General features: G+C 67.1%; 4 protein-coding genes and 1 pseudogene. 1 reads left to right on the plus strand and 4 read right to left on the minus strand.

The genetic code is table 11. The features are described from left to right. Positions 1 to 231: 231 nt before the first annotated feature. Positions 232 to 1,053 (plus strand): S1 RNA-binding domain-containing protein, encoded by an 822-nt coding sequence (locus AB0M52_RS32810; protein WP_363961702.1) that lies wholly within the window; start codon positions 232 to 234, stop codon positions 1,051 to 1,053. A gap of 177 nt (positions 1,054 to 1,230) precedes the next feature. Here the strand turns inward: AB0M52_RS32810 and AB0M52_RS32815 are convergent, their stop codons facing one another. The 4 genes and pseudogenes from AB0M52_RS32815 to AB0M52_RS32830 all read right to left on the minus strand — a co-directional run. Further along, the gene (locus AB0M52_RS32815; protein WP_363961704.1) at positions 1,231 to 1,671 is read right to left on the minus strand and encodes a hypothetical protein; all 441 of its coding nucleotides are present in this window, start codon (positions 1,669 to 1,671) and stop codon (positions 1,231 to 1,233) included. 182 nt (positions 1,672 to 1,853) lie between these two features. After that, positions 1,854 to 2,570 carry a GNAT family N-acetyltransferase gene (locus AB0M52_RS32820; RefSeq protein ID WP_363961706.1) on the minus strand — a complete coding sequence of 239 codons (717 nt, stop codon included), beginning with the start codon at positions 2,568 to 2,570 and terminating at the stop codon, positions 1,854 to 1,856. A gap of 28 nt (positions 2,571 to 2,598) precedes the next feature. Next, positions 2,599 to 2,730 carry a hypothetical protein gene (locus AB0M52_RS32825; RefSeq protein ID WP_363961708.1) on the minus strand — a complete coding sequence of 44 codons (132 nt, stop codon included), beginning with the start codon at positions 2,728 to 2,730 and terminating at the stop codon, positions 2,599 to 2,601. A 98-nt stretch (positions 2,731 to 2,828) separates the two neighbouring features. Then, positions 2,829 to 2,982, minus strand: a pseudogene (locus AB0M52_RS32830) (HAD family hydrolase); the annotation flags it as partial.

Genomic DNA, 2,982 nt, shown 5'->3' on the forward strand with positions numbered 1-2,982 from the left:
CTGCTGGCAAGACCGCATCCCCTACGACCCCGCCCGCCACCGAGCTCTGCAGGCCGTCCTGGCGACCACCGCTTGACACAGGGCTACTCATGCCGCCGAACGGGCGTCACCTGGGGCGGTGGGCGTGGCGGTGTTCGACGCGCGGCCCTGCCAATGAGCCCATCGGTGTGGCCGCTTGGTGACTTTCAACAGGGTGCTGGTCGTTGCATGGCCTATGGGAGCATTGGCGTCATGGGGACGGTGGACGGTGATCGGCTCCTCGCGGCGTTCATGGAGACGGTGAACGTCGGCGATACCCTCACCGGAACCGTTGCGGAGGTGACACGGTCCGGGGCAGCGTTGTCGCTCGATGAATTCGTCGGCGACCCCGTCGGCTTCATCGGCTCCCTCGATTTCTCCTGGCGGTTCTTCCAGCGATCGTCCGATGACATCCTTCGGGTCGGCGACCGGGTCTCCGCCGAGGTCGTTGCTGTCGATCATTCGAGGCGACAGATTCTGCTTTCGCACTCAGCGACCGAGAATTCACAGCTGTGGGCCTTTCTCAAGGCGCTCCATCCGGGACAGCGTCTGTCCGGCACCGTTGCGGCCATCGAACGCTTCGGCGTCTTCGTGGATCTGGACGACGGTCCGAAACATCCCGCCTTCCCCGGCGTCGGCTTCATCACCATGCCTGAGCTGTCCTGGCGCAGATTCGAGGACCCGTCCGAGATCGTCTCCGCAGGACAGCGCGTCACCTGCGAATTCCTCACCTTCGACACCACCAACGGGGAGGCCCGCCTGTCGCTGCGCGCCACGCAACCTGATCCATTCCTGCACTTCGCCCACGCGTTCCAGGTGGGGCAGCTCCTTCATGGCTCGGTCACCATGCTGGCGCCCTTCGGAGCCTTCGTCCGCGTCGCGGACGGCATCGAGGGTCTGATCCACCTCAGCGCACTCTCCGCCACACCGATCGACACACCAGACCAGGCAGTCCAGATCGGCGACGAGGTCACCGTCACCATCACTGAGATCGACCTGGCGCGGCGCCGCCTCGGCCTGTCCCGCCGCTACTGATCTACTCTCATGCATTGATCACGTATCCGCTCATGGCCGCTGATAGCGCGCGAGCTGGTCGCTGCCGTCGATCTACTGCGAGCGGCGGGGTGTCGTGAGTGGCATGCAGCACTGGTGGCGGCTCGGGTCCGGGCTGCCCTGGGGGCCGACGGCGGCCCGCCGACCCAGGGCCACCGGTCAGCGGCGGCCGGTGGCCAATGCGACGAGGTACTGTCCGCCGCCCGCTTCGACGCTTGCGGTCACCGGCAGCCCGGGCACCAACCGGGAGAACCGATCGACCAGCCAATCCGCCGCCTCCTGGGCGTCCTTCTTGCTCGGACAGCGGGCAACCAACTCGCGGCCACCCTTACGTTCGAGTCGCTCGGCAACCGTGATCAGCGGCGCGGGCTCCACCACGTGCAGACGGTCCGGCCACGCGATGACCACCTTGACCGCACCCTTACGGGTGTTGCAGCCACGGTGCGCGAGTCGCTCGGCGACCTTGGCCTTCTTGTCGGCGGTGCGGCTGTCGACGCTGGGGCCACGCGGGTCGTTCACCGACATGTCGGCGTCGACCGGCTCATCGCACACCCAGCACCGCCAACTGTCACGCCTCGCGACGTCATCGAGCAGACTCATCCGAGCAAACTAGCGCGCCAGCCTCGGCGGACGACAACCCCGGGCTGCGGCGAGCACCGCCAGTCCGCAAAAGGGTGCAAGGAATCGTTCTCCTGCGCCGCCCGCCTTGACCCGCAGTGCGGTATCGCACTGTCGATGGCTCGGCACGGCCGTCCGCGTAGCCGGCGATCTGGCGTTTAAGCTCACGTTCCGATCCTGATGCTCAGCTGAGCGCCAAGCTGGCGGAATCCCAGCGCCTGCGCCACTCGACGCGACGGCTCCGGTCGCGCCCGCCACTGCGGCAGCAATTGGTTCGCCAAGCCGTCGGCGGCTGCTGCGGAGGCAACGGCACGTGCCAGCCCACGCCCACGTTGATTCGGCTTCGTAAGTACGCACATGTGGGCCACCAGCCCAGGCCAGCGTCGGTAGCCAGCCGCCGCGACAACGTGACTCCCGCGGCGTACCACGAACGCGGGGGAGGTGATATCGACCAACCCGCATTCGTCGGCGTCGTCCGCCGTGACAGAGGCCAGGAGCGTGGCGAGATCGGCATGGTCTCCAGGGACCACATCCACGGTGAGTCCGGCCGGCTGGAAGTCGCCTTCGTCGAGGTAAGCCAGGCTCGCCGGACCCAGCACCTCGGTGACCGGCAGGACGGCACGCAGCCGGTCAGCGTCGGTCAGGACCTCGACGGGCAAACCGACCAGCACCTTGCGTACAGTCTCGGCCCAGTTGTCTGCCGGCACCGTGACGATGGCGGCGTCGCCGACCGCGACGATCCCGACCCAGCCTGGTGGACAGAGACGCGATCTGCCCGAGACGGCTACGTCAACGCCGCCGTCAGCGGGAAAGGCCATCGGAACGGCAGCCATCTCAAGCCAGACCTCCCGAGCCCGAGCGAGCAACGAATCATGGGCCATGGACGCATCCTCACGCCCGGTCCAATGTTCACGCCACCGAGTTCACACCTGCCTCGGCCCGACGGCTGTTGAGACGGCGTACTGGATGATGGTTGTCGTGATCACGAGGCAGCGTGCCGTCGAACTGGCCGAAGCTCTGCTGGCCGAGCAGCAAGGCCATCAGCCGGCACTTCCCGAGCTTGCCGTCTGCGGTGTGCAGGAAATGTCTTTGGATAGTTGGTCTACTGGCAGTCTGTCGACTACCTCCGCTCCCGGGACTGCGTCCAGCAGAGCCGGGAGTTTCCGCATGTCGTCGAAGACCACCGTGTCCGGGCCCTCCAGCCGGTGCGCGGGGGTCAATCCGCCCGCGTAGCCGAAGCAGCGCATCCCGGCGGCGCGGGCCGCTTGGACTCCGTAGTGGCTGTCCTCGACC

The sequence above is a fragment of the Micromonospora sp. NPDC051296 genome (assembly GCF_040682255.1).
Classification (GTDB): Bacteria; Actinomycetota; Actinomycetes; order Mycobacteriales; family Micromonosporaceae; genus Micromonospora; species Micromonospora craterilacus.